Origin of the sequence: Sphingomonas oryzagri, assembly GCF_029906645.1 — a bacterium.
In the GTDB taxonomy this organism is placed as follows: domain Bacteria; phylum Pseudomonadota; class Alphaproteobacteria; order Sphingomonadales; family Sphingomonadaceae; genus Solisphingomonas; species Solisphingomonas oryzagri.
On sequence record NZ_JARYGZ010000001.1, the window covers coordinates 1,913,081 to 1,933,126 of the forward strand.

A 20,046-nucleotide genomic window follows, 5' to 3' on the forward strand; every position below is an offset into this window, starting at 1 on the left:
TGCCGCAGCGCTCTGGTTCAGCCACCATCCCCTATCCCTCTTCCGAGATGGTGGCGGGGGCGTTCGCGAGTTCGAGCAGCACGTCGGCGTGGCAGGGTTCGGATGGATGGCACCAGCAAGCAAGGTTCTTGCCGCGCAGGCGGGGCAATTCTGCCAACAGCCGCTCCCGACGCTTTTTGCCACCGACGAGCATTTCCGTGATGCCATCGCGCTTGAGCAGCCAATCGCGAAACAGCGACTTGCACCACGCGGCCAGTACGGTATCGCACTTGCTGTAGCCAGCGGCTCTGGCATCAGCGACAGTCCACGGATTACCGAAGATGCCCGGCCGCGCAACGCTCACCGTGTTCTCGGGCATCCTCCAGCCCTTGCGGCGGGATAGCTGGATGCGAACGGGGGCGGTCATGCGTAATCCTCCGCCCGCTCCAGCCGCTTCCGGCATGGTGCGATCCAGCGAAGCTGCGTCGGATTGGCATCGTGAAGCCAGATGATCCACGCGTAAGCTGTTGCAGTCGATCCATCGGGCGCCAGCCTTCCCTTGTGCATGACCACGCGCTCGGTGAACTGCAGAACGTACGCTGGCGGCGTCTTGGAGAACAGGCGCTCAAACCGCCCCTGCCCTTCCAAGAAGGCAGCGCGCACGATGACGGCGCATCCGACATAGCTGGTGGCGATAGCGCGCTCGATGAACTGCTCAGCGAGGCGGAAGGGAGGGTTCGTTATCGTCCATCCCACCGGGAAGGCATCGGAACCGGGGAAGAGATAGTCCTCGACCCGAAAACCCGCGCCATAGTCATGGACATCGGCGGCCTCGACCGCGCCGAAATATTCGCGCAGCGGCTTGACCATGTGCCCACGGTTGGCGGCCGGCTCTCGGCACGATTCCTCAGCCAGATCGAAGCCCTCGCTGAGCAGGAACTCACACAGCGCCCGCGTTGCCCAAGGAGGCGTAGGGAAATCGTCGAGCGAATCGTGCGGCTCGACACGCTGTTGCATCACGGCGGATGACCGGTTCTGCATCACCAAACCCCCATCGCCGAAAGCACCGCCGCCCCGATCATCACGAGGGCGATGGCGAGGGCTGGCACCCAGCCCCAGACCACGAGAGGATGCGAGCCGCCCCACTTGCCGTAGCGGAGAGGTGCGTCCATCGGTTCGATCACCTGTTTCGGCACAGGGCGGTGGAGTTCCGCGTAGGCGAGGTCGTCGGGAGTGCGTATCACAGCGGCTCCTTCTGCTCGGCGGCTCTGGCGCGCAGGGCGTGAATGGCTTTCAGCGACGCAGCACAGAGGGCGAGCGCAGCTGATGCGCAGTCCCACGCTTCGTTGTAGTCCGATCCGACGATCACATTCGGCTTCGTCGTCGGGCTAGTCACATGGGCGTGCCAGACAGGGCCATCGACGCTCGCTATCCAATAGCGATCGACCTGAACACCTTGCCCCTCCGGCACCAGCGACATGGCCGCATCGAGCGAGGCAGTGTAGCGAGGCATCAACTGCGCTGCGCCGATATCATCGTAGCACATGCGGCCGATGGGGTGTCCCTCATCGACCACCCGCAGACCTTGAAGCGGAGCGATCAGCGCATCCACATTACGGTTCGGCCCCGCCAGCCCCTCCACGCGCTCGGCGAGTTGCAGCAGCGTCTCCATCACCGCGACTCCTGCTTCTGGAGCGAGCAGACGGATTCGTATAACGCCCAAGCCACCTTCTTGACCGGTTCCAGCGACATCGCGCGTTCGGCCATGGTCCCGTTCGGACAGCGGTAATCCGAGATTGCCGTGTTGATGTCGGCGAAATCGCTCATGTCGCCGCGCGCGGTGCGGTTCGCCATTGCGACCATGTAGAGCGCGCCGAGACTGCGAACCGTTGCCTTGCCCGACGCAATCTCTGCGCGGATCATCAGCGCGGGGAAGTCCACAAGCGCCTGATCGATTTCAGACATTGGGGTTCTCCTGACGGGAGAGGGATGCGCGGGCCGGACGAGGGATGCTCCAGCTTTCGCCATTGCCACGCGCGGTGTTGCAGGCGTGGCAGCACGCGACGAGGTTTTCAGCCGTGAACGGGCCACCCTTGCTTTTGGGGATCGGGTAGTGATCGACGGTCGCCGTATTGGAGGCACGTGGAGCACCCCACACACATGGCGTCAGGGCAATGCCGCAATGCCGACAGATGTGGCAGTCGCGCTCCAGCACGGCGTTGCGAATGCGCTTGCGCTCCCGACGCTCGCGGTAAGTGAATATCTGCTTCGACATCACTTCCTCTCCACGGTTGCGAGGGAGAGGGCTTTGGCGATGGCGGCGTCAGCTGTTGCGAGGGCGTCTTCAACCTCGCGCGTGTCGTGATTGCTGCCGGGCCTCCAAAACTCACGGAGCCAGTTAAGCGCCTCCAGAAGATCTGGCGCAGCGGCGATCAGCTGGGCGTCTGCATCATTCTCGATTGCGAGATGACAGCCGGAACCGCCATCCCACGCGGCATAGGCGACAGTGCGACCAGACTTCGGGGCGACAAGTGCCTCCTCGTAAGTGCTGGTCTGGCCGATTTCCCAAGGCCCCGGCGTATGCTGCCCGCCCATCACGCCCTCCGCCCCATCGCCCAGAACCTCGCGCGGGCCTGCTCGTAAGCATCCGTCTCGAAATCCAAGGCGGCTTCGGCCATCTGATCCCACGCATGGGACCGGCGGGACAGCGCCACCTCATCCGCCATCAGGGCATCGTAATCGATGTCCATTGCGCGACAGGGGGTGGATTCCACGAAGCTGTGGTCGGTGAGGCGCATTAGTAATCCTCCGGAAAATCAATTTCTGGCGGGTTTTCGAGGATGTGCAGTTCGATGCGTTCGATTTCTGCTGCAGTCAGATTGACCTCGCAGCGAATGCCCGCGTCATCCACGAACCAAGGGGTTCCGATTTCGACTTCGGCGGGATCACCGGGGTTCCAGCAGCCGCCCGCGAAATAGTCGTTGCAGCCGCCAGAGAAGCTGTACGGGACGACGATATCGATGCTGCTCGGCGCTTCATCCGGCCCGCTTTCCAGCGTCCAGTCCAGATCATGCGACCAGTGATGGAAATCGGTCTGCAAGGTTCGCAGGAAAGCGATGAGCCGCCCCTCGGTCTTGCGATGGTCGAAATCTTCCATCGTCGGCGCTGGCTGCGGCAGACTTGCGCGCGGCGCATAGACGTAGGGGCCGACATGGCGACATACGCCGCCCGGCATGGTCGGCACTTCCCACCAGTGATCATGATCGCAGGGGTCAGACAGAGCGATCGCACCCATCACAGCGGCTCCATCTCGCCAGCCGGCATCGGCTTGATCGCCGCATAGGCCTCGTCGTAGTAAGCGGGAGGGGCATCGCCACCGGCGTCCTCCGGCTGCTCGGGCTCTTTCGGCTTGCGCGGCACGTAATGCTCGAAACGCAAGTTCTCCGATGCGAGTGAGACGATAAGCTCTACAACTTTCGCCGTGGCATCTTCGCCAAGCACAATCCAGTGATCGGAATATGTCTCGGGCAAGCGGATCGCGAGCCTCGTCTCATAGGCAGGCTCATAATACTTGCCGTCGCGATAGGTCTTGCTGACCTTGATATCGGTGATGCTGATCATCTGCGTCACTCCGCTGCGATATGGTTGAAGACACCCGCCTGACGAGAAGCCCGCTCGATCAGGGACTCCTCCTCACAGCGGCGCTGGAAATCGATGTTCTGCTGGGTGCGGCGCTGGGTGTGGGCCTCGCGCTCAATCCCCCTTCCCGCGAGTTCCGCCTGCTCAGGCGTCAGGCACTCCGCGAACGGGACGATGCCCTTGCGGCCCCGGCGAACCGGCGTGCTGTTCCACGTCATGCGGGTCTGCTGAGCCTCCGCCCATGCGATGTGATCCGCGTGCGCCAGTTCGATGGCCAGCGAGCGGATGCCGCCAGCCTGATCGAGATAGCGCGCGATGCGGGCATCGCTCGGGGTCTTGGCGCGGATCGCTGCGATGCGGGTGGCGGAGAGGATCACTTGGCGTCGCCGTGCAGGTGCATGACGCTGACGCCATCGCGCGGGTCGAAGTTGACCAGATCGTAGTCGTTCGGCTCACCGATGACGGAGCAGTTGCCCGCCGGATCGTAGTGATACCACGTGATCGTCTTGGTCGGCTCATAGGCCGACAGCGGCGGCAGGCCGACGCGCATCTTGCCGCTGATCGGGCAAATACCCTGAACGCGGCCGACCATCGGCAAATCGTGCTTGGTTCGGACTGGCTGTGTGAAATCCAGAGCCATGCTTCAAACTCCCCAGCGCCGGAAGGGCGCGTTGTGTGTTAGGGGTGTTACGCCCGGTGTAAGAACATGTCCAGCACTTTCTTACGCCCGGTGAAATTAATTTGCACGGGGTGACGAATCACAGGCACACAAAACCCCGCCTCCGGTGGGAGACGGGGGTGGGCGCTAACGAGCAAGCATTGAACATCGGGATGCTTGCACATTTCAAGCAAGCATGTCATCTACTCCAACAGCAAGCATGGAGCGAAAAATGGCGACACATCAAAGCAAGGGCGGACGCGCGCGGGCAGAGAAACTGACCGAAGAGCAGCGGCGTGAAATAGCCAGCTCGGCAGCCAAGGCGCGTTGGGCAGAAACTGCATCACTTCCTAAGGCGACTCACACCGGAACGCTCAAGATCGGTGATACCGAGATACCATGCGCGGTTCTGTCAGACGGAACCAGACTGCTTACTCAGGCCGGGTTCCTTCAGGCACTCGGACGCTCGTCGAAGCCGAAAGGCCGCTCTCAGCAGGTAACCGACGGTTTGCCGCCTTTCCTGGCGACAAAGAGCCTCAAAACACTGTTAACAGACGATATTATCGAGACGACGGTCCCCATCGCCTTTGTTACCCCGACGGGCGGCAAGGCCTTGGGTCATAAGGCCGAGTTGCTCCCCAAGGTGTGCGACCTTTTTCTTGAGGCGCGAACCGAAGGCCTTCTGACGGCGCAGCAACAGCCCCTCGCCGTCCAAAGCGAGATACTGGTCCGATCCCTCGCTAAAGTCGGCATCGTCGCGTTGGTCGATGAAGCCACGGGCTTTCAGTCTGAACGCGATCGTGACGAGCTGCACCGCTTGCTGTCTGCGTATCTGACGGAGGAACGGCTTGCCTGGGCAAAGCGGTTTCCCGACGAATTCTACCGCCAGATATACCGCTTGAAGGGTTGGAAATGGCCGGTGGGGCGGAATAAGACTCCTTATCTCGGCCACATAACGAACGACATTGTTTATGAGCGCTTGCCCGAGGGGGTTCTACCCAAGCTGCAGAAGCTGAACCCGACCGACGAAAGCAAGCGGCGCAAATATAAGCATCACCAGTTCCTATCCGCTGATGTAGGGCAGCCGGATCTGCGGGATCATATCCTCCAGATCCTACCGCTTATGAAAATCTCGAAAACATGGGAATCGTTCAAGCGGCATCTGGACGAGGCGTTCCCAAAATCGGGAACGCAAGGCAATCTTGCCATCGATTGAAACACAAGGGGCGAGTGCGACGCCCCTACTCCCCGTCCTTCGTCCAGCGCTTCACGGGCAGGCCCGCTCGGTGTCCCTGATGATATCCGGCTTGTTATAGAAGTGCGCCAGCCGCTTCGCCCCGTCGCAATCGCCTCGTGCGATCAGATCTCCGACTTGGTTGTAAGCAGCAGCGCGGCGGTTCGCGGCTCCGCCGTCATCGTGGCTTGAGGCCGGCTGATTTCGCAGGCCCAGCATGCCGGCATAGTCGGGTACGGGCGCTGAGGCGGCCGGCTGCTGGTATTGGGTTGAGCAGGTTGTGATTCCGGGCTGCGGGATGCAGGTTGTTGTGCTGGTGGCGAGCTGGGCGAGCAGGATGGCCGTTATCATTGATCCTTCTCCACGATTGGGCTGGCGCCGCTCGTTCGCATGGCCTGAATGACAGCTAGAGCAGCTTCCTGCTGCGTATCGTTCAACGCCTCCAGAGCGGATAAGACGCTGATCGTTCCCTTGAACGGATTGACCGTGAGCAGATCGCGCGGGTCTTCAACCTCGAACACCTCAGCAAGAGCGCTCAATAGGGCCATGTTGAAATTTTGGCCGCCAGCTTCGATCCGGCTCAGGCTGGCCTCAGTCGTCGGAAACTTCTCCCGCGAACCAGATGCGGCTTTAATCTCGGACAGCCGGTCGACGACCTGCCAAAGCTTCATGCCCTTGTATGTGCGCCAGTGGCGGATGAACGAACGATGCTTACCCATGGCGTAAGTTATCGCCGGTAAGCATGCCTCTTCGAATGCCGCCGGGTGTAACTTTTCACTTGTGGATTTCTTACACCCGGCGTAAGTGTCTCGTTCATGACGCTGGACGCATTCCTCCGCGCCGAAGGCGCGCCATCCGCCGCTGACTTCGCAGCCTCTGTAGGCATCAGCGAAGCATCGTTGTCCCGCATCCGAAAGGGTCAGCAAAACGTGTCTCGCGACACAATGCGCGACATCATCGCGCGGTCTGGCGGCAAGGTCACGGCCGACAGCTTGGTCATGGCAGCATGACCGCCCTCATCATCCTCGGAATCTACGCGTTCCTCACCTTCGTCGGTCTCCGCTGGCACCAGACGCGCCAGAACCCGCCAGCACAGCCAGCCGATCGGCAGGGCGTCGTGGTCCCGTTCCGCAGGGTTCGTGGAGGAAAGATCATTCATTTCGGAGGTAAGCTCTAATGGCCCGTCCGATCCCTGTCCGCCCGCCCGTGCATCGTCTCACGGACGCCGACGCCCGCCACTATCTCGCCGCCGGCCTTCTCAAGGTCTGCCATGAGCATGGGCCTAGCCGCGTCGGGCTTGAAATCGGCTGCGACGAAAAGACCGTCCGCCGGGCTCGTGATGAAGACAGCACGCTTGGTCTGGCTTGCGCTTTCAACCTGCTCGACGTGGACGGCCGAGCACTGGATGCGATTGCGGCGGCCAAGGGCTTCCGCTTCGTTCCGATCGAGGTAGCCGAGACGGTGGATGCCATCGTGGCGCAGTCGGCCACGATCCACAAGCTCGCTGCCGCGCGTGATCCGAACGGACCCGGCGGTGTCGTCGAAACAGATGACGAGCTGATCGGCATGGAGGCCGAAGTCATCGAGTCCATCCGTTCGCTGCAGAGCATCCGCAATCGGATCGTGGCGGCGAAGGCTCGGAGGGCTGCGGCATGACCAAATGCCCTCATTGCCGCCGCGAGTTCGCGCAGCATCGCGGATGGACGGACGCAGAGGACGCCGTGATCCGCGAGTTCTCAGGCCGAGGTGCGCCGTGGATCAGCACCTATCGACTGCCGAAGCGCACCGCGCACTCGATCACCGCCCGTCGTCTCGTTCTGGAGCGGCAATCCGGCGAGCGCCTGCCCCGCGCCTATCAGTATACCGATCGATGAGCGCCACCCTCAACAAGCTGGTGAACGGCCAGTGGGTGAAGATCCCGCTGCGCGTCGTGCCGCCGGTCAACATGATGTTCCGCCCGGGTGAGCAGCCCTTTCCCATTCATTTCGCAGGAGTGAAGTGATGCACGCCTTACTGCGCCTTCTTGATCGTCTCGGCTATCGCCAGTCTCGCGACGATCACACGCACGCGCTGCGGCTTCAGATGTCCGCTCGCCTGCTCGCCCGTCGTGAGGCCCGCAAGGTTTCGAATGCCCGGGCCGCCAAGGGCGCCGCCACCAAGATTCACCAGCAGTTCGACCGGGACCCGCTCATCCGCGCGCGTCTCGCAGCCTGACCACCAACGAAAGAGGGCCGGCCATCCCGCGAAAGACGTGCCGACCCTCAATCTCCAAAAGGAGGACGAGAAAGTTATGACACAGGCTCAAAAAATCGACAACTCTGCAACCGAGTTGGCCCCGGCTGTCTATGAGGCGATCCGCCTCGTGCAGGGTGAACTGGCAAAGATCGGCATCTCAAAGGATGGGGTGAACGAGAGCCAGAAATACAAATTTCGCGGCATCGATCAGGTCTACGGTGCGCTATCGCCGCTGCTTGCCAAGCATGGCCTCTGTGTTCTGCCCCGCATCATCTCGCGCGAGATGAACGAGCGCATCACGATCAAGGAATGGAATGGGCAGAAGAAAGAGTCTGTCCTGTTCTACGTAACGGTCGAAGCCGAGTTTGATTTCGTCGCCGTCGCCGATGGATCGCGCCACACTGTGCGGACCTATGGTGAGGCGATGGACAGTGGCGACAAGGCCACCAACAAGGCGATGTCGGCTGCGTACAAATATGCCGCGTTCATGGCGTTCGCGATCCCTACCGAGGGCGACAACGATGCTGACGGGCATACCTACGATGTAGAGCCTCGCCAGGGTCCGGCGCCGCGCACCAAGCTGGATGGCCCCCACACCAGCAAGACCGCGCTCCGCAAGGCGGTGATCGAGATGATCAGCGCGGCCCGCAAGTGCGATTCCGTTGAGTGCCTGAACGACATCCTGCGCAACGGCAAGGAGACGATCGCGCAGGCTGAGCGTGATTGGCCGTCGCTGCTCAATGGCGACCCGAACATCGAAGAGGATATCGGCCTCAAGGGCGTTGTCGCACAGCGCCGCGCCGCGCTCCAGCGCAGCCCGGCCATCCTGCTCATCAACCAGATGAAGGACGAGTGCGCCAGCGTTCAGGAAATGGGCGTCTGGTGGGTCACGAACGAGGACACGATCGAGGGTCTCGACGATGCCGAGCGGGATCGTTTCGACACGCTGTTCAACGAGCATGAGAGCTCGCTGCAGACGGCCAATCTGACGAGGGCTGGCTGATGCGCCCCTATACAAACCACGGGTGGGAATATGCGAATGACGTTCGCACCGTGCGCCGTATGCAGCGCCGCGCCGTTTTCCTCGCCCGTGTCGAGAGCGGGGAGCCGCGCGAGCAGGCAGCGGTCACAGTAGGCATAAAGGCTCGCCAAGCCCGGCGGTATCTGGCGGAGGCTCGGGATGCTGACGCGTAGCGCCCCACTCAAGCGTTCGGCCATGAAGCCGTGGCGCCGCAAGGCGCCTACCGCAGCCGAGCGCCGCCACCTCGATCGTGTCGCGCAAATGGGATGTCTCGTCTGCGGCCAGCCATCTACGGTGCATCACGTCACCAGCGACGGCTATAAGCGCCTGCCCCGAACGCACGAGCGCATCGTGCCGCTCTGCCCGCGCCATCACATGATCCAGTTCGGCCCGCATGAAAGCGTGGAAGCGCTCGGGCACGCCGGATTCCGCGAAACCTACGACATCGACCTTCTCGCTGTCGCCAAGGGACTTTGGGAGGGCGGAATATGAGCGTTGGGCAGACAGTCCGCCTGATTGGCGATAGCCAGCGTGCTTTCGCGCATCGCCTGATCGAGCGCGCTCCGGCTGGCGCGGTTCTGAACGTCCGCGAGGCGACGCGCACTGGCGAGCAGAACGCGAAGATGTGGGCTATGCTCTCGGACATCAGCCGCGCCAAGCCCGAGGGCCGCACGCTCACACCCGATGTCTGGAAAGCGCTGTTCATGCACGCGCTGGATCACTCTCTCCGATTTGAGCCGGCGCTCGACGGCAAGGGGATGGTCCCTGTCGGCTTCCGCAGCTCGCACATGACCAAGGCTCAGATGAGCGACATGATCGAGTTCATATACGCCTTCGGATCTGAGCATGGCGTGCGCTGGACCGAGGAGGCTCGGGCGGCATGAACAGCTTCGCCTGCACGCTGCCGATGCCGCCGAGCGTGAACAACATGTTCGCCACCTATAACGGCCGACGCATCATATCCCGTGAATACAAGGCTTGGCGCCTTCTCGCTGGCAAAAAGATTGGTGAGGCATGGCTGTCACAGGGACAGCCGACTTTTGATCGGCACCTATCTCTGACCATCCATATCGGCCTCAACTACAAGGGCGATATCAGCAACAGGATAAAGGGTATTGAGGATGCGCTAGGCGAGTCCATCCCCGGCTTTCCTGATGACCGCTACATTGAGCGGATCGAGATTGAGCGCGTTCGCGAAATCGAAGGCGCCCGCATCCTTGTTCAGCAAATGGCGCCTCGCGCTGCGGAGGCCGTATGAACCCGGCCCGCAAGCTCGACATCCGAGACCTAGAGGTCAGGAAGCCACACACCTGGCAGGCCCACCATGGAGGCCGCTGCCCCGTCTTGCCCGAGATGCGGGTGATGATCCGGTATCGCTGCGGCCAAGAGATTGGCCCAGTAGAAGCCAAATCCCGCCGCTGGGAAATGTGGAGGCCCTACCAGCTTCCCGGCCACACCACGGGCGAGACAGCCTACGACATCACCCATTTCAAGATCGTGGAGGCGGCCGAGTGAGCGTTCTTGCGGTCGCCGTGAAGCATCTGGTCGCACTCGGCATGTCGGGCGAGGCCCTGACTGCCGCTATCGCCGAGATGCAGGCGGCTGAAGATACGCGTTCAGTGGGTGCCAAGCGCCAGCAACGCTATCGTGACCGCCTCAATGCCAAGCGTAACGAAGTGTCACAAAACGTAACGCGTGACGATAGCGTAACAGCCCCCGCCCCCTCCCCTTCCCCAAATGAAATTCTAAACCCTAACCCCACCCCCACCCGTGAGAGTATTACACCCGCGCGTGAGGGGCCCCCGAATTTGCCGGTTGGCGCCAGCGCCGAGCAGTGGGCTGGTTTCGTGGAAATGCGGCGTCGCATCCGCAAACCCCTGACAGCCCGAGCGCAACAGCTCGCCCTCCGAAAGCTCTCGATGTTGGCAGAGAACGGCCAGCCGCCCGGCGCGGTGCTGGACCAATCAACGCTCAACGGCTGGCAAGACCTATTCCCGCTCAAGGACGCCCGAAATGGACATCGGAACAGCAACCACCAAGGCAATCGCTCGAATGACGGATTCCTCGAAGCTCTCCGAGAAGTCGGAGGTCGCTAAGCCCGCCAGCATGATTCCGCAGACCATGGCGGAGTGCATCGCCCTGCAGCGCTGGGTCGCTCTCGGCCGCGATGTCGCCCCGCCAACCGTGACGAAAGACGAGCTGGCGCGGCACCTGAAATTCCTCGCCGCTGCCCTGCCGTCAAAAGCGATCGACGGTGACGCCGGCCGGGATCGTGTCGCAGTCTATTTCCGGATGCTCGGGGAATATACCAACGACGCCATTGCCTACATGTCGGAGCGCGCCTGCCGGGAGCACGACTGGTTCCCGACGCCGGCTCAGTGTCTCGCGATCCTCAAGACCTATCGGGCGCCGCTGCCCGACAAGGAAGTCGCGCGCACCAACTGCCAAGCCTTCCTGCAGGCCGAGATGGAACGATTCCACGCAGCGCTTCGCGACGGCACGGTTCCTCAGGCCCTGATCGACGAGAAGCCGGATCAGTGGAAGCGCATCGCCGAGGAGAAAGGCTGGCTGCGCTTGATCGACGGCAAATACGTCCAGCGCCTCAAGCAGATCGATCAGGCAGCATGACCCACATCCGCCTCACCCACCCTACCGATCGCATGACCATAGCCCGCATAGGCGACAGGGAGTTCCGCATTGCCCACCCGGCGCATGGGGAACGGTTCACCGATGCTCAGATCCGCCAGGCCGTGAGAGAGAGGATTTCGTGATGCGTGGACGACCCGCAGGACAGATGACCCAGCGCCGGCAACAGGTGCTATCCGTTTACGCCGACATGATCGCATCGGGCCAAGAAGTGCGCCTTGCCGAGCTTGCCCGCCGATGCGGATTGTGGGGCTACAGCGATGCGCGTAGGGTGCTGGATGACCTGAAACGCATGGGAGCGGTGGGGTGACTACGCGCATGTTTGCCGATGACGATGAAAGTAAGACATCCTTGATTGCTGATAAAATGCGAGTGGCGCTGCAGCGCCTGCGAGCGACGACAGACGCTAGGATTGTCGTTCTGACCGTATGCATCCCTTTGAGCCACCTATCAGATCTGGATTATTGGCAGAGTCGCCTCACGACGGTTTGCCAAGAGGAATTGGAACGGGAGCATCTTCTCGATTAAATCCATTGGTCAAAACCATCTCCGACTGATGTAGATGGTTTGGCGCTATGGCGCGCCCGACTAAGTATGATCCTGCCTTTTGCGAGCAGCTTGTCGCCCACATGGCAGAGGGCGCAAGCGTCACATCCTTCGCCGCTGAAATCGATGTAGCTCGTTCCACGATTAACGAGTGGGCAGATAATCACCCCGAGTTTTCGGAAGCGCTATCGCGGGGCAAGGCGAAATGCCTGTCGTGGTGGGAGAGGGCGGCGCGCTCGACGGCCCTTGATGGCAAGGGTAATGCGACGGTCATCACGTTCGGCCTGAAGAACATGGGCAAGGACGAATGGCAGGATAAGGCGCTTGTTGGCTCCGATCCTGAAAACCCGCTTCCCTCCGGCCTGATCGTGAACCTTGTGAAAACCAAGGCGCCCGATGCAGCAGAATAGCGTGGACATCCCCGATTGGGCTGAGGTCCTGTGGAAGAAGGACGCTCGCCATATCGCGCTGTGGGGCGGGCGCGGGGGCGCGAAGTCGCGATCCATCGCCACGGCCATGATCATTCAGGCGGCGCAAGAGCATCATCGTGTCCTGTGCGCCCGCGAGGTGCAGAAGAGCATCAAGGATTCGGTCAAGCGCCTGCTGGACGACGAGATTGACCGGCTGGGGCTGTCTGCTGCGTTCACCAGCACCGAAAGCGAGATCCGTGGCCCCAACGGCTCGCTGTTCATCTTCACCGGCCTCAAGGGCAATGCGGCCAACGTGAAGTCGATCGAGGGTGTCACGGATTGCTGGATCGAGGAGGCGCAGAGCGTCAGTCAGGACAGCATCAACACGCTGGTGCCGACGATCCGCGCAGAAGGGTCGCGGCTGATCTGGTCATGGAACCCTGACCTTGAGACCGATCCGGTTGACGTGATGTTCCGTGGCGAGAATGGCGCACCGCCGCGCTCTGTCGTGATGAACGTCAATTACGATCGCAATCCGTGGTTCCCGGCCGAGCTTGCCGAGCAGATGGAGTTCGATCGCAGCCGCGACATCGACAAATACAATCACATTTGGCTGGGCCAGTACCGCCGCAATTCGGAAGCGAGGGTATTTAAGAACTGGTGTGTCGAGCCATTCGAGGCAGAGACGGGCGCCGAGTTCCGCCTTGGCGCCGACTTCGGGTTCAGCATCGACCCGAGCTGCGCCGTGCGGTGCTATATCCAGGGCCGCACGATCTTCGTGGATTACGAGGCATACGGCCTTGGCGTCGAGATCGTGAACCTGTCCAACCTGTTCATGTCGATCCCCGACGCCGAGCGATATTGGATGACGGCGGACAGCGCGCGACCGGAGACGATCAGCCATCTACGCAAGCATGGCTTCCCGAACATCCAGCCGGCGCTCAAGGGCGCCCGCTCGCTGGAGGAAGGCGTCGAGTTCCTGAAGAGCTACGACATCGTGGTCCATCCGCGCTGCCAGCATCTGATCGATGAACTGACGCTCTACAGCTTCAAGGTCGATAGCCTCACAGGTCAGGTGACTTCCGTGCTGGAAGACAAGAACAATCACCTGATCGACGCGCTGCGATACGCGGTTGAGGGCGCGCGGCGGGCTTTGTCGGGGCGCCCCAAGACGGTCTCCGTTTCCATTCCCGGCATGACATCGGCATTTGCGAGGCGCGCATGATCTACCTTGGCCCTGTGCGCACGCACATCCTGACGACGGCACCGTTCAGCATTAGCGGCCCCTGTCCATGGATCTATCGCTTCAGCGTGGAGGTGCGTCGTGGCTGACGATTTCGAGCCGGTCGCCGAGAGCGATATCGACAACACCAAAGAGGCCGCGAACAATCAGCGGATGATGGAGCTGCATGACGAGGCGATGCAGCGCTTCGACAGCGTGGCGCGTCCGCAGCAGGAATTGCGCGCGCAGTCGCTGGAAGCGCGTCGGTTCGTCACAATCCCCGGCGCGCAATGGGAAGGCGCGTGGGGCGAGCAGTTCGAGAACGCGCCCCGGCCCGAGGTGGACAAGATCACCAAGAGCCTGGAGAAGATCGAGACCGACTATCGCGAGAACCGGCTGACGGTCGATTTCGTGCCGGGTCAAGGCGCGGATGTCGATAGCGCTGACCTGCTCGACGGTATGCACCGCGCCGACAGCCATTTCTTCAAGGCGCAGCAGGCTCGGGACAATGCGTTCCAGGAAGCGATCCGTGGTGGCTTCGGCGCCTATCGCCTGACGACCGACTATGCCGATCCATATGATCCCGATGATGACAGCCAGCGGGTCAATCCCGGCCTAACGATCGTGGATGCGGACCAGAGCGTCTATTTCGATGGTGGCTCAATCCTGTACGACGCATCAGACGCGAAGTGGGCATTTATCATCACGGCGTCACCGCGTGCCGAGGCAGAGGCCAAGTGGGGAGCTAACAATCTCGACCCGTGGCCGCTCGCCAATTGGAAGTATGCTTGGGATTGGTACACGCCGGATATCGTCCGCACGGCCGAATATTACGTGGTGGAGGAATCGACCGACAAGCTGCTGATCTTCACGCAGAAGGATAGCGGCGAGGAGCAGCGGTATTTCGAGACCGATCTTGATGAGGAAAGCCGGGGCAACCTCACCGCCCAGGGCTGGGAAGTCACCGAGCGTCCGATCAAGCGTAAACGCGTCCACAAATACATCCTGAACGGCATGAAGGTGCTGCGGGACTGCGGATACATCGCGGGCGACCAGATCCCGATCGTTCCGGTCTACGGCAAGCGCGATTACGTGGACAACATGCCGCGCTGGCGGGGGCATGTCGGCAAGATGATGGACCGGCAGCGGATCTATAACACCCGCATCGCCAAGCTGGTCGAGACGGACAGCCTTGCGCCGCGCGAAGTACCGATCATCGCAATCGAGCAAATCGCCGGCACGATCAACGACGGCTTGGGTGGTGTACGTCCGCTCGCCGAGGTGTGGGCGCGGCAGAATATCGACCGGTTGCCGTTCCTTCCGATCATGCCGCTGCGTCAAGATGACGGCACGATCGTCAGCGCCGGCCCTCTGGGGAAGGTCGAGCCGCCTCAGGTTCAGCCCGTCACAGCAGCGTTGCTGCAGATCGCATCCGGAGACCTGACGGACGAGGACGACAACGCCGATCAGGTGAAGGCGAATACGTCCGCCGAGGCGATGGACCTTGCTGCGGCCCGCGTCGATGCGAAGTCCGGCATCTATCTAGACAACATGCGACAGAGCATCGCGCGCGAGGGCGAAATCTATCTCGGCATGGCGCGCGCGGTCTATTTCGAGCCGGGCCGTAAGGTGGAGACGCTGACGCTCGACGGGCAGGACGGTGAAGCAACGCTTCAGGAAACCGTGCTGGACAAGGGTCTGTATAAGGTCCGCAACGACCTGAGCCGGGGCAAGTTCAAGGTCATCGCCGACGTTCAGGAATCGACGGCCACCAAGCGGCAGAAGACCGTGAAGCAGAACATGGAGATTGCTGCCGTAGCGGTGCAGGCGCAGGACATGCAACTTGCGCAGGCCGCCACGCTGACCGCCGTTCTCAATCAGGATGGTGAGGGACAGCAGGACATGCAGCAATATGCCCGGTCTCGCCTGATCGCTCTCGGTGTGGTCAAGCCGACACCGGAAGAAGCTCAGGAGCTTCAGCAGGCCGCGCAACAGCAACAGCCCGATCCACAGGCCATCGCGCTGCAGGCGGCGGCACAGGAGAGTCAGAGCAAATCGGCGCTCAACATGGCGAGCGCTCAGCAGAAGCAGGCCGATGCCCAGCTCAAGCAGGCCCAGGCTGAGGAATTGTCCAAGGCGCCGGCTGTGCCGACCGGTCTCAGCACACCCGCCAATGATGCCGACATCGCGGACAAGTACGCAGGTGCGCAGTTGAAGGCCGCACAGGCCGAGCATCTTCAGCACGACATGCATCAGCAGCGGATCAAGACCGGCGCCCAGCTTCACCAGGACGCACACGACCGCGAGATGCAGCGCCGCCAGCAGGACTTGGCCGAGCGTCAGCAGGATCACGCTGAGCGCCAGCCGCAGGGAGACGCGGCATAATGTGGAGCTATTTGATAATTGAAGCGAAGAAAGCGCTGATCAATTTCTTCCATCCTATCAGAAATATTCGTGACGCCTTCCGCCACGGAGATGCGGCATGAAGTTGGCCGAGGTCGTGACTCTCTATGAGAGTAATGCGCGCGATATTCCGGCAATGCTGCGCACCGCTGCCGCATCAATTGAGAGCGAGGCCGATGAAGGCTTCAGCCCGACGCGCGCGATTGTCGCGGTGCAGGTAGCCGAGAACGGCAAGATCCAAGTTTATGGCTGGGGCGAAACCGAAGCGATGGACAGCATCGCCCTGCTCAACATGGGAGCGGCGTCGCTGACGCACACGCTTCTGGCTCAACAGGAGGACTGACCATGATCGACGGCGAGAACGACGACACGGACCTGCATCTGGACGCGCCTGAGGGCGACGATCAGGATATCCAGCAGCCCGAGGGCGATGCGGATGAAATCGGCCTCGAAATCGAGGGCGAGGACGATCCGGAGGATACGCCGCTGGTTCGTCGTCTGCGGCAGGAGGTGGCAGACGCCAAACGCGAGGCGGCAGCGCATCGCAAGGCAACCCCGGCGCAGAAGCGCGAGCTAGGTCCGAAGCCGACGCTGGAATCTATGGACTACGACGAAGAGCGCTTTGAGGCGGCTCTGACGAAATGGCACGAGGATAAGCGAGCGATCGACACCGAGGCCGCGCAGGCCGAAGAGCAGACCGCTGTCCGCAATCAGGCGTTCGAGCGAGCCAGGGTCAACTATCAGGCCAAGGCGCAGACCATGAAGATCGCCAATTTCGAGACGGCCGAGAGGAACGTGCTGGACGCGCTCGGCCCCGAGTTCCTGGGTGCGATCATCCAGTATGCCGATGACCCGGCCAAGCTCGTCGGCGCGATCGGGAACAACCCCTCCGTGCTGAGCAAGGTCGCTGCGGAACAGGACCCGCTCAGCCGGTTCAAGATGCTTTTCAAGGTGGAGCAGAAGATCGTGGTCAAGGGCAAGAAGCCGCCGGCACCGGAAGCCGATACCATCCTCCGCAGCACCGCGCCGGTCGCTGCGAAAGCCGACGACAAGCGCGAGACCGAACTGTGGAAGAAGTACGAGAAGTCGGGATCGCAGGCTGATCTCGACGCCTTCCGCGCGCATCGTGCCGAGAAGCGAAAGGCCGCTTGACGAGTGCCTAATATTTAGGCATTAAGAGCGTGCACCAAACCAGGGACCTGCGCCTGAGACAGCAGCGAACGGTGTGATCGAGCCGATCGGCGGCTCTCTCACGTTCGCTGAGGTTTCCATGGCAAATTCCTTCTCCAAGCAGGAGGTGGTGGCTTTCGATCAGGTCCTCGAAGGGTTCGAGGACGCGCTTGTCATCTCCAAGGCTTTCCGCAAGTACCAGCTCGACGGCACGACCGCAGAGCGCGCTTTCAACACCATCTGGCGCCCGCAGCCGTACATCGCGCAGTCGTTCACGGGTCTTGATCAAACCTCGAACTTCGCGCGCAACTACACGCAGCTTTCGGTCCCCACCACGCTGAGCTACAGCCACGCTGTTCCGCTCACGCTGACGGCGCTGGAACTGCGCGATGCGCTGCAGGAAGAGCGGCTGGGTCAGGCGGCTCTCCAGCGCCTCGCCTCCGACATCAACGTGGACTGCATGAATCTGGCCGCGCTGACCGGCTCGATCGTGGTCAAGCGCACGTCGGCGGCTTCCGGCTTCGATGACCTGGCGGCGGTTGATACCGTCCTGAACAACCAGGGCATTCCGATGACGATGCGCAAGGCGTTCCTGTCGTCGGCGGATTACAACTCGATGGCGTCGAATCTCGCCCAGCGTCAGACGCTCAACGGCCGCACCGAGAGCGCCTACACCAACGCTCAGGTTGGTCAGGTCGCCGGCTTCGACACCTACAAGATGGACTATGCCTATCGCCTCACCGCTGCGACGGCGACGGGTGTCACCATCACCAACACCAACCCGCTTTATTACACGCCGGCTGCGACCGTCGCATCTTCGGATGGCCTGACCCGCAACAACGTGGACAACCGCTATCAGAACATCTCGATTGCGGTCACTTCGGGTACGGTGAAGGTGGGCGATGCTTTCACCATCGCGGGTGTCAACGCAACGCACCACATCACCAAGGGCGACACGGGCGCGCTCAAGACCTTCCGCATCACCGGCATCGTTTCTGGCGCTGGTGGCACGGGTGTGGTGACGATCACCCCGCCGATCATTTCCGGCACGGGCGGCACCGATCCGGAGCTGCAGTATAAGAACGTGACGGCTGCTCCGGCCAATGGTGCCAGCATCACGTTCCTCAACACCGTGTCGGCTCCGGTCAACGTGTTCTGGCAGGACGACTGCTTCGAGATCATGCCGGGTCGCTACGTCCCCGCGCCTGACTCGGGCATGGCCGTCATGTCGGCGACCACGAAGAGCGGCATCACGGTGACGATGGCTCGCCAGGGCGCGATCGGCGACCTCAGCACCAAGTATCGCTGGGACGTGTTCTACGGTCTCGTCAATCTCCAGCCGGAGATGTCGGGCATCGAGCTGTTCAACCAGACCTGACCCAAGCCTCCCTCCCGGCAATCGTGTCGGGAGGGCCTCTCTAGACGAGCCGGGGGGCTTGGAGGATTATCATGGCAGACAAGATCGAAACTGATTCCACGCTTCCGGACGTTCCGGCTTCCAAGGTCAAGGAAGCGCAGCTTTCGGGCATTCAGGATGCCATTGCCGAGGGCGCAAAGGCGCGCTTCAAGGCGACCGATGGCATCGAGGACAATGATCCCGAGCCGGGCATCACGCCCACCTATGACGTGTTCCATCTGCAGGATCTGGTCGATCTCGACCCGGACGCGCTGAAGGACACGCTGAACGGCAAGGGTGATCGCCCCGTGTCGCTTTCGGAGGGGCAGGTCGCCGGGCTTCTGGAGGTGGAGCGCTCGGGCAAGAACCGCACCGATATCGTGAAGGTGCTGTGCGACTATCTCGGCATCGAGACGCCTTACGAGGTGACCGACGCCGGCCCGAACTACACCAACGACGTGAACCGTTCGGCGGTGAAGGCGCGTGGCTGAAGGCGCTGAATATCCGAAGGCCGCTTATCGTATGGGCGGAGAAATCGACGTTTGGGGGCGCATGATGTCCATGTGCTCCCTCGTCGATCCCTTGGATGAAGAGCGCGCGCTGAACGAGGGGTGGTTTCTCCACCCCAACGATGTTCCTGACGAGGAGCCGCTGACCGCTGAGGAGCTGGAGCAGCCCAAGCGGCGCGGTCGTCCGCCCAAGGCGAGGACCGAATAATGGCTCTGACGTATCATATCAGCGCGCGCGGCACTCCCGGCACGCTGATCTATCTGACCGGCGCGGATGGTGTTGCGCGAGGAACTGTCATTCCGGCGATGACGCTGGATGACGGCACTGGCACCGGCTCGCCGCTTGGCTCTGCTGCCAACCCGCTCACCGTCACCAGCGGCTCGGGCGCTTCGTCCAATCAGGTGCAGGGCAACGTCGCTGATGGCGCGTCCGATGCGGGAAACAGCGTCAAGGTCGGCGGTCTCGTCAACAACACGCTCGGCACAACCTACACGAACGGGCAGCGTGCGCCGCTTCCGGTCGATGCCAAGGGCGCACCCTATTACGTCCTGAAGAGCAACAACGGGACGAGCGTCGCCACGGTGCAGACGCCGACCAACGGCTCCGCCTCGACCAGCGGCCTTTATGCCAACTCGCAGAATATGGTGTGGAACGGCACGCAGTGGGTGTTCCAGGCGGGTGACAGCGTTTCGGTCTACAGCCGCACTCCGCCGACGACCAAGACCGCTTCCGCTGTTACCACCGGTAGCGCGACATCGCAGCAGCTTTTCGCGGCCAATACCTCGCGATCGAAGGTGCTGATCCAGAATCAGGACGCCTCGATCAACGTCTTCGTCAATGTCGGCGCGGCAGCAGTGGCGGGCGCTGGCAATCTCCGCATCGCTCCCGGCGCCACTCTGGAGTTGAACGGAACGAGCGAGGCGATCAATCTCATCGCCGCATCGGGAACGCCCGCTATCTGCGCATGGCAGTTCTGA

General features: G+C 61.9%; 37 protein-coding genes. 22 read left to right on the top strand and 15 right to left on the bottom strand.

What is annotated here, in order from left to right; genetic code table 11:
* Positions 1–31: 31 nt before the first annotated feature.
* The 12 genes from QGN17_RS09270 to QGN17_RS09325 are packed head-to-tail and all read right to left on the bottom strand — an operon-like array spanning position 32 to position 4,258.
* Positions 32–406 carry a DUF4326 domain-containing protein gene (locus tag QGN17_RS09270; protein WP_281044190.1) on the bottom strand — a complete coding sequence of 125 codons (375 nt, stop codon included), beginning with the start codon at positions 404–406 and terminating at the stop codon, positions 32–34.
* On the bottom strand, positions 403–1,026 hold the full coding sequence (locus tag QGN17_RS09275) for a hypothetical protein (protein ID WP_281044191.1): 624 nt from the start codon (positions 1,024–1,026) through the stop codon (positions 403–405). Before QGN17_RS09275 ends, QGN17_RS09270 begins: the two co-directional genes overlap by 4 nt.
* Entirely contained in the window at positions 1,020–1,223 is a 204-nt protein-coding gene (locus QGN17_RS09280; RefSeq protein ID WP_281044192.1) for a hypothetical protein, read from the bottom strand. Before QGN17_RS09280 ends, QGN17_RS09275 begins: the two co-directional genes overlap by 7 nt.
* Positions 1,220–1,651, bottom strand: a complete 432-nt coding sequence (locus tag QGN17_RS09285) for a hypothetical protein (RefSeq protein WP_281044193.1) — start codon at positions 1,649–1,651, stop codon at positions 1,220–1,222. The genes QGN17_RS09280 and QGN17_RS09285 overlap by 4 nt, the downstream gene beginning before the upstream one ends.
* Positions 1,651–1,944 (bottom strand): hypothetical protein, encoded by a 294-nt coding sequence (locus QGN17_RS09290; protein ID WP_281044194.1) that lies wholly within the window; start codon positions 1,942–1,944, stop codon positions 1,651–1,653. The genes QGN17_RS09285 and QGN17_RS09290 overlap by 1 nt, the downstream gene beginning before the upstream one ends.
* Positions 1,937–2,254 carry an HNH endonuclease gene (locus QGN17_RS09295; RefSeq protein WP_281044195.1) on the bottom strand — a complete coding sequence of 106 codons (318 nt, stop codon included), beginning with the start codon at positions 2,252–2,254 and terminating at the stop codon, positions 1,937–1,939. The genes QGN17_RS09290 and QGN17_RS09295 overlap by 8 nt, the downstream gene beginning before the upstream one ends.
* Positions 2,254–2,574 (bottom strand): hypothetical protein, encoded by a 321-nt coding sequence (locus tag QGN17_RS09300; protein ID WP_281044196.1) that lies wholly within the window; start codon positions 2,572–2,574, stop codon positions 2,254–2,256. Before QGN17_RS09300 ends, QGN17_RS09295 begins: the two co-directional genes overlap by 1 nt.
* Positions 2,574–2,777: a hypothetical protein gene (locus QGN17_RS09305; protein ID WP_281044197.1), complete on the bottom strand. Its 204-nt coding sequence runs from the start codon at positions 2,775–2,777 to the stop codon at positions 2,574–2,576. The genes QGN17_RS09300 and QGN17_RS09305 overlap by 1 nt, the downstream gene beginning before the upstream one ends.
* On the bottom strand, positions 2,777–3,274 hold the full coding sequence (locus tag QGN17_RS09310; protein WP_281044198.1) for a hypothetical protein: 498 nt from the start codon (positions 3,272–3,274) through the stop codon (positions 2,777–2,779). The genes QGN17_RS09305 and QGN17_RS09310 overlap by 1 nt, the downstream gene beginning before the upstream one ends.
* Positions 3,274–3,600, bottom strand: coding sequence for a hypothetical protein (locus tag QGN17_RS09315; protein WP_281044199.1), 327 nt, complete (start codon positions 3,598–3,600; stop codon positions 3,274–3,276). The genes QGN17_RS09310 and QGN17_RS09315 overlap by 1 nt, the downstream gene beginning before the upstream one ends.
* A 5-nt stretch (positions 3,601–3,605) precedes the next feature.
* The gene (locus tag QGN17_RS09320; protein ID WP_281044200.1) at positions 3,606–3,995 is read right to left on the bottom strand and encodes a hypothetical protein; all 390 of its coding nucleotides are present in this window, start codon (positions 3,993–3,995) and stop codon (positions 3,606–3,608) included.
* A complete protein-coding gene (locus QGN17_RS09325; protein WP_281044201.1) occupies positions 3,992–4,258 on the bottom strand; it encodes a hypothetical protein in 267 nt (88 codons plus the stop codon). Before QGN17_RS09325 ends, QGN17_RS09320 begins: the two co-directional genes overlap by 4 nt.
* Positions 4,259–4,472: 214 nt before the next feature.
* Between QGN17_RS09325 and QGN17_RS09330 the strand changes: the two genes are divergently transcribed.
* A complete protein-coding gene (locus QGN17_RS09330; RefSeq protein ID WP_281044202.1) occupies positions 4,473–5,492 on the top strand; it encodes a P63C domain-containing protein in 1,020 nt (339 codons plus the stop codon).
* 51 nt (positions 5,493–5,543) lie between these two features.
* Here QGN17_RS09330 and QGN17_RS09335 read toward each other — a convergent pair whose 3' ends face one another.
* From QGN17_RS09335 to QGN17_RS09345, 3 genes are all read right to left on the bottom strand, one after another.
* Positions 5,544–5,861: a hypothetical protein gene (locus tag QGN17_RS09335; RefSeq protein ID WP_281044203.1), complete on the bottom strand. Its 318-nt coding sequence runs from the start codon at positions 5,859–5,861 to the stop codon at positions 5,544–5,546.
* On the bottom strand, positions 5,858–6,229 hold the full coding sequence (locus tag QGN17_RS09340; RefSeq protein ID WP_281044204.1) for a hypothetical protein: 372 nt from the start codon (positions 6,227–6,229) through the stop codon (positions 5,858–5,860). Before QGN17_RS09340 ends, QGN17_RS09335 begins: the two co-directional genes overlap by 4 nt.
* Positions 6,230–6,429: 200 nt before the next feature.
* The gene (locus QGN17_RS09345) at positions 6,430–6,669 is read right to left on the bottom strand and encodes a hypothetical protein (protein ID WP_281044205.1); all 240 of its coding nucleotides are present in this window, start codon (positions 6,667–6,669) and stop codon (positions 6,430–6,432) included.
* Positions 6,670–6,686: 17 nt separating this feature from the next.
* Between QGN17_RS09345 and QGN17_RS09350 the strand changes: the two genes are divergently transcribed.
* The 21 genes from QGN17_RS09350 to QGN17_RS09450 all read left to right on the top strand — a co-directional run bounded on the left by QGN17_RS09350 (position 6,687) and on the right by QGN17_RS09450 (position 20,046).
* The gene (locus QGN17_RS09350; protein WP_281044206.1) at positions 6,687–7,166 is read left to right on the top strand and encodes a hypothetical protein; all 480 of its coding nucleotides are present in this window, start codon (positions 6,687–6,689) and stop codon (positions 7,164–7,166) included.
* Entirely contained in the window at positions 7,163–7,384 is a 222-nt protein-coding gene (locus QGN17_RS09355; RefSeq protein ID WP_281044207.1) for a hypothetical protein, read from the top strand. The genes QGN17_RS09350 and QGN17_RS09355 overlap by 4 nt, the downstream gene beginning before the upstream one ends.
* The gene (locus QGN17_RS09360; protein ID WP_281044208.1) at positions 7,381–7,512 is read left to right on the top strand and encodes a hypothetical protein; all 132 of its coding nucleotides are present in this window, start codon (positions 7,381–7,383) and stop codon (positions 7,510–7,512) included. The genes QGN17_RS09355 and QGN17_RS09360 overlap by 4 nt, the downstream gene beginning before the upstream one ends.
* Entirely contained in the window at positions 7,512–7,724 is a 213-nt protein-coding gene (locus tag QGN17_RS09365; RefSeq protein ID WP_281044209.1) for a hypothetical protein, read from the top strand. The genes QGN17_RS09360 and QGN17_RS09365 overlap by 1 nt, the downstream gene beginning before the upstream one ends.
* A 37-nt stretch (positions 7,725–7,761) precedes the next feature.
* On the top strand, positions 7,762–8,748 hold the full coding sequence (locus tag QGN17_RS09370; protein WP_281044210.1) for an ERF family protein: 987 nt from the start codon (positions 7,762–7,764) through the stop codon (positions 8,746–8,748).
* 177 nt (positions 8,749–8,925) lie between these two features.
* Positions 8,926–9,258, top strand: a complete 333-nt coding sequence (locus QGN17_RS09375; protein WP_281044211.1) for a hypothetical protein — start codon at positions 8,926–8,928, stop codon at positions 9,256–9,258.
* Positions 9,255–9,650 carry a recombination protein NinB gene (locus tag QGN17_RS09380; protein WP_281044212.1) on the top strand — a complete coding sequence of 132 codons (396 nt, stop codon included), beginning with the start codon at positions 9,255–9,257 and terminating at the stop codon, positions 9,648–9,650. Before QGN17_RS09375 ends, QGN17_RS09380 begins: the two co-directional genes overlap by 4 nt.
* Positions 9,647–10,024, top strand: a complete 378-nt coding sequence (locus QGN17_RS09385; protein ID WP_281044213.1) for a RusA family crossover junction endodeoxyribonuclease — start codon at positions 9,647–9,649, stop codon at positions 10,022–10,024. The genes QGN17_RS09380 and QGN17_RS09385 overlap by 4 nt, the downstream gene beginning before the upstream one ends.
* A gap of 253 nt (positions 10,025–10,277) precedes the next feature.
* Complete coding sequence (locus QGN17_RS09390; RefSeq protein ID WP_281044214.1) at positions 10,278–10,862, top strand: hypothetical protein; 585 nt, start codon at positions 10,278–10,280, stop codon at positions 10,860–10,862.
* Entirely contained in the window at positions 10,780–11,394 is a 615-nt protein-coding gene (locus QGN17_RS09395; RefSeq protein WP_281044215.1) for a hypothetical protein, read from the top strand. The genes QGN17_RS09390 and QGN17_RS09395 overlap by 83 nt, the downstream gene beginning before the upstream one ends.
* The gene (locus QGN17_RS09400) at positions 11,391–11,537 is read left to right on the top strand and encodes a hypothetical protein (RefSeq protein ID WP_281044216.1); all 147 of its coding nucleotides are present in this window, start codon (positions 11,391–11,393) and stop codon (positions 11,535–11,537) included. Before QGN17_RS09395 ends, QGN17_RS09400 begins: the two co-directional genes overlap by 4 nt.
* A gap of 23 nt (positions 11,538–11,560) precedes the next feature.
* Positions 11,561–11,722: a hypothetical protein gene (locus tag QGN17_RS09405; RefSeq protein ID WP_281044217.1), complete on the top strand. Its 162-nt coding sequence runs from the start codon at positions 11,561–11,563 to the stop codon at positions 11,720–11,722.
* 319 nt (positions 11,723–12,041) lie between these two features.
* A complete protein-coding gene (locus QGN17_RS09410; protein ID WP_281044218.1) occupies positions 12,042–12,368 on the top strand; it encodes a hypothetical protein in 327 nt (108 codons plus the stop codon).
* On the top strand, positions 12,355–13,593 hold the full coding sequence (locus QGN17_RS09415; RefSeq protein ID WP_281044219.1) for a PBSX family phage terminase large subunit: 1,239 nt from the start codon (positions 12,355–12,357) through the stop codon (positions 13,591–13,593). Before QGN17_RS09410 ends, QGN17_RS09415 begins: the two co-directional genes overlap by 14 nt.
* 99 nt (positions 13,594–13,692) lie before the next feature.
* Positions 13,693–15,975: a portal protein gene (locus QGN17_RS09420; protein WP_281044220.1), complete on the top strand. Its 2,283-nt coding sequence runs from the start codon at positions 13,693–13,695 to the stop codon at positions 15,973–15,975.
* Between the two features lie 97 nt (positions 15,976–16,072).
* Positions 16,073–16,336, top strand: coding sequence for a hypothetical protein (locus QGN17_RS09425; RefSeq protein ID WP_281044221.1), 264 nt, complete (start codon positions 16,073–16,075; stop codon positions 16,334–16,336).
* 2 nt (positions 16,337–16,338) lie between these two features.
* Positions 16,339–17,145 (top strand): hypothetical protein, encoded by an 807-nt coding sequence (locus QGN17_RS09430; protein ID WP_281044222.1) that lies wholly within the window; start codon positions 16,339–16,341, stop codon positions 17,143–17,145.
* Between the two features lie 118 nt (positions 17,146–17,263).
* Entirely contained in the window at positions 17,264–18,541 is a 1,278-nt protein-coding gene (locus tag QGN17_RS09435; RefSeq protein ID WP_281044223.1) for a P22 phage major capsid protein family protein, read from the top strand.
* Positions 18,542–18,612: 71 nt separating this feature from the next.
* The gene (locus QGN17_RS09440) at positions 18,613–19,050 is read left to right on the top strand and encodes a hypothetical protein (protein ID WP_281044224.1); all 438 of its coding nucleotides are present in this window, start codon (positions 18,613–18,615) and stop codon (positions 19,048–19,050) included.
* Positions 19,043–19,276 (top strand): hypothetical protein, encoded by a 234-nt coding sequence (locus tag QGN17_RS09445; RefSeq protein WP_281044225.1) that lies wholly within the window; start codon positions 19,043–19,045, stop codon positions 19,274–19,276. Before QGN17_RS09440 ends, QGN17_RS09445 begins: the two co-directional genes overlap by 8 nt.
* Positions 19,276–20,046: a hypothetical protein gene (locus QGN17_RS09450; RefSeq protein ID WP_281044226.1), complete on the top strand. Its 771-nt coding sequence runs from the start codon at positions 19,276–19,278 to the stop codon at positions 20,044–20,046. Before QGN17_RS09445 ends, QGN17_RS09450 begins: the two co-directional genes overlap by 1 nt.

Excerpts from the sequence above, each read along its gene's own strand:
- QGN17_RS09415 (WP_281044219.1), top strand. The coding sequence starts at position 12,355 with ATGCAGCAGAATAGCGTGGACATCCCCGATTGGGCTGAGGTCCTGTGG.
- QGN17_RS09410 (WP_281044218.1), top strand. The coding sequence starts at position 12,042 with ATGGCAGAGGGCGCAAGCGTCACATCCTTCGCCGCTGAAATCGATGTA.
- QGN17_RS09425 (WP_281044221.1), top strand. The coding sequence starts at position 16,073 with ATGAAGTTGGCCGAGGTCGTGACTCTCTATGAGAGTAATGCGCGCGAT.
- QGN17_RS09400 (WP_281044216.1), top strand. The coding sequence starts at position 11,391 with ATGACCCACATCCGCCTCACCCACCCTACCGATCGCATGACCATAGCC.
- QGN17_RS09435 (WP_281044223.1), top strand. The coding sequence starts at position 17,264 with ATGGCAAATTCCTTCTCCAAGCAGGAGGTGGTGGCTTTCGATCAGGTC.
- QGN17_RS09430 (WP_281044222.1), top strand. The coding sequence starts at position 16,339 with ATGATCGACGGCGAGAACGACGACACGGACCTGCATCTGGACGCGCCT.
- QGN17_RS09270 (WP_281044190.1), bottom strand. The coding sequence starts at position 406 with ATGACCGCCCCCGTTCGCATCCAGCTATCCCGCCGCAAGGGCTGGAGG.
- QGN17_RS09330 (WP_281044202.1), top strand. The coding sequence starts at position 4,473 with ATGTCATCTACTCCAACAGCAAGCATGGAGCGAAAAATGGCGACACAT.
- QGN17_RS09300 (WP_281044196.1), bottom strand. The coding sequence starts at position 2,574 with ATGGGCGGGCAGCATACGCCGGGGCCTTGGGAAATCGGCCAGACCAGC.
- QGN17_RS09340 (WP_281044204.1), bottom strand. The coding sequence starts at position 6,229 with ATGGGTAAGCATCGTTCGTTCATCCGCCACTGGCGCACATACAAGGGC.
- QGN17_RS09450 (WP_281044226.1), top strand. The coding sequence starts at position 19,276 with ATGGCTCTGACGTATCATATCAGCGCGCGCGGCACTCCCGGCACGCTG.
- QGN17_RS09290 (WP_281044194.1), bottom strand. The coding sequence starts at position 1,944 with ATGTCTGAAATCGATCAGGCGCTTGTGGACTTCCCCGCGCTGATGATC.
- QGN17_RS09335 (WP_281044203.1), bottom strand. The coding sequence starts at position 5,861 with ATGATAACGGCCATCCTGCTCGCCCAGCTCGCCACCAGCACAACAACC.
- QGN17_RS09305 (WP_281044197.1), bottom strand. The coding sequence starts at position 2,777 with ATGCGCCTCACCGACCACAGCTTCGTGGAATCCACCCCCTGTCGCGCA.
- QGN17_RS09285 (WP_281044193.1), bottom strand. The coding sequence starts at position 1,651 with ATGGAGACGCTGCTGCAACTCGCCGAGCGCGTGGAGGGGCTGGCGGGG.
- QGN17_RS09375 (WP_281044211.1), top strand. The coding sequence starts at position 8,926 with ATGCTGACGCGTAGCGCCCCACTCAAGCGTTCGGCCATGAAGCCGTGG.
- QGN17_RS09310 (WP_281044198.1), bottom strand. The coding sequence starts at position 3,274 with ATGGGTGCGATCGCTCTGTCTGACCCCTGCGATCATGATCACTGGTGG.
- QGN17_RS09380 (WP_281044212.1), top strand. The coding sequence starts at position 9,255 with ATGAGCGTTGGGCAGACAGTCCGCCTGATTGGCGATAGCCAGCGTGCT.
- QGN17_RS09325 (WP_281044201.1), bottom strand. The coding sequence starts at position 4,258 with ATGGCTCTGGATTTCACACAGCCAGTCCGAACCAAGCACGATTTGCCG.
- QGN17_RS09295 (WP_281044195.1), bottom strand. The coding sequence starts at position 2,254 with ATGTCGAAGCAGATATTCACTTACCGCGAGCGTCGGGAGCGCAAGCGC.
- QGN17_RS09350 (WP_281044206.1), top strand. The coding sequence starts at position 6,687 with ATGGCCCGTCCGATCCCTGTCCGCCCGCCCGTGCATCGTCTCACGGAC.
- QGN17_RS09355 (WP_281044207.1), top strand. The coding sequence starts at position 7,163 with ATGACCAAATGCCCTCATTGCCGCCGCGAGTTCGCGCAGCATCGCGGA.
- QGN17_RS09385 (WP_281044213.1), top strand. The coding sequence starts at position 9,647 with ATGAACAGCTTCGCCTGCACGCTGCCGATGCCGCCGAGCGTGAACAAC.
- QGN17_RS09345 (WP_281044205.1), bottom strand. The coding sequence starts at position 6,669 with ATGAATGATCTTTCCTCCACGAACCCTGCGGAACGGGACCACGACGCC.
- QGN17_RS09405 (WP_281044217.1), top strand. The coding sequence starts at position 11,561 with ATGACCCAGCGCCGGCAACAGGTGCTATCCGTTTACGCCGACATGATC.
- QGN17_RS09365 (WP_281044209.1), top strand. The coding sequence starts at position 7,512 with ATGCACGCCTTACTGCGCCTTCTTGATCGTCTCGGCTATCGCCAGTCT.
- QGN17_RS09360 (WP_281044208.1), top strand. The coding sequence starts at position 7,381 with ATGAGCGCCACCCTCAACAAGCTGGTGAACGGCCAGTGGGTGAAGATC.
- QGN17_RS09440 (WP_281044224.1), top strand. The coding sequence starts at position 18,613 with ATGGCAGACAAGATCGAAACTGATTCCACGCTTCCGGACGTTCCGGCT.
- QGN17_RS09315 (WP_281044199.1), bottom strand. The coding sequence starts at position 3,600 with ATGATCAGCATCACCGATATCAAGGTCAGCAAGACCTATCGCGACGGC.
- QGN17_RS09395 (WP_281044215.1), top strand. The coding sequence starts at position 10,780 with ATGGACATCGGAACAGCAACCACCAAGGCAATCGCTCGAATGACGGAT.